General features: G+C 38.7%; 4 protein-coding genes and 2 pseudogenes. All 6 read right to left on the reverse strand.

The window, feature by feature from the left end; all coding sequences use genetic code 11:
• A pseudogene (locus tag Xentx_RS19740) lies at positions 1-113 on the reverse strand (IS982 family transposase); the annotation flags it as partial.
• Positions 114-123: 10 nt separating this feature from the next.
• Positions 124-612, reverse strand: a pseudogene (locus Xentx_RS19445) (transposase); the annotation flags it as partial.
• A gap of 28 nt (positions 613-640) precedes the next feature.
• Entirely contained in the window at positions 641-964 is a 324-nt protein-coding gene (locus Xentx_RS19450; RefSeq protein WP_074021840.1) for an IS630 transposase-related protein, read from the reverse strand.
• A gap of 44 nt (positions 965-1,008) precedes the next feature.
• A complete protein-coding gene (locus Xentx_RS17865; RefSeq protein WP_074021841.1) occupies positions 1,009-1,245 on the reverse strand; it encodes an aldo/keto reductase in 237 nt (78 codons plus the stop codon).
• Positions 1,245-1,460, reverse strand: coding sequence for a hypothetical protein (locus tag Xentx_RS17870; RefSeq protein WP_074021842.1), 216 nt, complete (start codon positions 1,458-1,460; stop codon positions 1,245-1,247). The genes Xentx_RS17865 and Xentx_RS17870 overlap by 1 nt, the downstream gene beginning before the upstream one ends.
• A gap of 757 nt (positions 1,461-2,217) precedes the next feature.
• Positions 2,218-2,808, reverse strand: a complete 591-nt coding sequence (locus Xentx_RS17875; protein WP_074021843.1) for a GrpB family protein — start codon at positions 2,806-2,808, stop codon at positions 2,218-2,220.
• Positions 2,809-2,983 lie beyond the last annotated feature (175 nt).

Here is a 2,983-nt window from a genome sequence, read left to right on the forward strand (position 1 = left end):
CGAAGGTTATGACAAACGGCAATTTTGGTGGAATCAATAAAAGCGATCCCTTGAGTTGTTACCTTACGTGACGACAGAAAAGCGCATAAAGGGATAAGCGCCCTTTTCTTCAGGGTAGCAGAATCAACATGATCTGACATATTCGATGTGCTCGGTGAACAACTCATCAACTGAACATCTTTTTTGTCTTCTTATCGCTTTTGCCCCACCCCATTTGTGTTCTATGGGATTCAAGTCCGGACTATAAGCGGGAAGCCACTCTAATTGATGTTGACTCTCTGCTATCGCTTGTATCGTATCAAGTCGTTTATGAAAGCGCGCATTATCCATGACTATCACGGCACCGTGTGGGAGTTTTGGCAATAAATCCTGCGTCACCCACGCATGAAAGACATCGGCATTAATGTTGCCAGTCAATAAGCTTAAGGTGATGAACGTATTTTCGAGAATGGCACCAATGACGTTAATCCGGCCTTTCGCGTGCCAATCCTGTGTACCAAAACAACGCTGCCCCTTTTCTGAATACCCGTATATCCGTGGCATTGACTGCGCGAAACCACTGTCATCCAAATACACAATCGGTTTGCCTTCCTGTTCATAATCGCTGATGCGCTCGACAAACGCCTGACGAAGCTGAGGATTAGCGCGAGGATGTTTTAAGGTTTTTTTTAAGCGTGAGCCGAAGCCGTTTCAAAGCGTAATGAATCGACGATTGTGAGACCCCCAGGCGCTTTGCTCTTTCCCATTGATAGTCATCCGGAAAATTTTGGACATCCGCAATGAGTACCTCATCAGGAATTTTTATGGGAGGCTTATCACGCGTCATGCAAGGTTCTATTTTATGGCTCCACCGGAACAGGGTACGAATAGAGATCTCAAAATGGGCACTCGTTTGTTCGAAAGTCAACGAATGCTTATCTTTGTATGCCAGTACTCTTTTTCGAAAATCTAAACTGTAACCCATTTCACTTTATGCCTTGTCATTTTGGATTTGGATATTATGACATATTAGTATGATTCTGCTATACTTTCACTTTCACTTTCACTTTCACTTTCACTTTCACTTTCACCTTTGCCATAAATATCAGCGGTATCAAAAAAATTCACCCCAAAATCTAACGCAGCAGAAACAATACGCATGACATTGTTTCTACGGGCACTCACACCAAAATGGCTCCCGCCGACAGCCAGGCGAGATACCGGCAAACCTATAGGTGCCAGAAAATGGGAGCTGAAATCAACCATTACCAGCTAACCCTCATTTGCTGGATATGCCTATCCGCTAACCCTTCATTGATCAAAGCATCGATATTGCCCTCAGAAAGGGCGTGGTATTGTTCTGGAGTCAGTTGATATTCCTGCATTACCTTTTCTGGTTCATTTTCCCAACGAGCCTGTACTTCTGGTTTAGAAATTAAATCATCAAGCAACTCATTCACATCTTTCATGTTATTTTGCATGGTTAATTTCCTCACTGTTTCATATAAAAAAGTTGTATACCCTTCGTCTTTTAAATTGCCTCTTTATTGACTACATTGACTACATTGACTACATTGACTACATTGACTACATTGACTACATTGACTACATTGACTACATTGACTACATTGACTACATTGACTACATTGACTACATTTTCCCATCCGTAGATAATAACTTAATGTTTTTAATAAAAAATTAAGAGAACATCTAAGCACCTATCTTATTGCTATCAATGTGTTTGATGGTATGTAAAAAACTCTTTTAAGATATAAGATAAATTATAAAAAATGCTCAAATTAACAATTTTAAAAATATGCTTATCGCTTGTCTTAAGCTGCTATTTATTAACAATGATGTTTAACCACATAAAAATCAATTAGATTTTTTTATGGTCATTAATTAAGAGTTAATTAAGAGTTAATTAAGGTAAACATCTATTCGATTAGGTGAGGCTGTCATTCGCACCCAATATTTAGGAGTTTTTTATGGAAGGTATCTGAATTGTCGATAAAACTATCATTAATTTCATTATCTTATACTTTTTAAAGCGTTTTGAACGACAGGGCAACCGCATAAATGTTTAAATTACATTTATGCGGTTGCCTTAGCCCTACAGTGGCTTGAAAGGTAAAGCGCCTTATAGGGGCCTGTGAGAAAATGAGAACATCAAAGTATTTTGTCAGCCTAAATTAGAACAGATTTATTGTTGGCCCGCATAATAATTATCAAGTATTATTACAACAATCCCTTATTTTGAAATATACGTTGATAAATTTCATGCACCACTTGTTCTTTTCTCTTATTATAATCCATTACCTGCTTGACATTATTTTTAGCAGTTATCTTTTCAGCTATATATCGTTCACAATCTTCAGGATGTTCTCTGAGCCAATCACGAAACCAAATATGTCGGATGTGTTCAAGGCAATCGGGGCCAAAAACATGAAGATTAGCTCTGGGTTGTGCCAATCGTAGGCATCGATGTTGATAAAAACTCGGTTCACGAACTGTCAAATCATAACCAAGCCGCGCCAATGCTGGTACATATTTTTCTTCCTGGGTTGGATCTTCCACAATAAGATCCATGTCAATAACAGGTTTGGCAACCATCCCAGGAACAGCCGTCGACCCAACGTGCTCAATATTCAAGACAACGTTGCCAAGTGTTTCTTTAATAATCGAAGAAAGCTGTTGCCATGTAGCTAACCACTCAGGATTGTATTCCACAACGTCAATTACCTCTTCAGCAGATTTACCATGTACCCAGGGATTTTCATGAGGATCTGGCTCCAGGAAGAAGATAATATTTTTAATATCATTTATCATTAAATTACTCCTTATATTTATCCAAGACAGAAATAAAAATAATGAAAACACATATTCCGCAAAATACGCAACACATCAGGGCGCGAGCATACTTTTTAAAAGTCGATTGAATGGATACGAGAGACATGATCTAATTGGCTTTATTTTCCTTTTCCTTGCTCGCTTATGACCCTGA

This window comes from Xenorhabdus thuongxuanensis, assembly GCF_001908095.1.
Taxonomy (GTDB): Bacteria; Pseudomonadota; Gammaproteobacteria; order Enterobacterales; family Enterobacteriaceae; genus Xenorhabdus; species Xenorhabdus thuongxuanensis.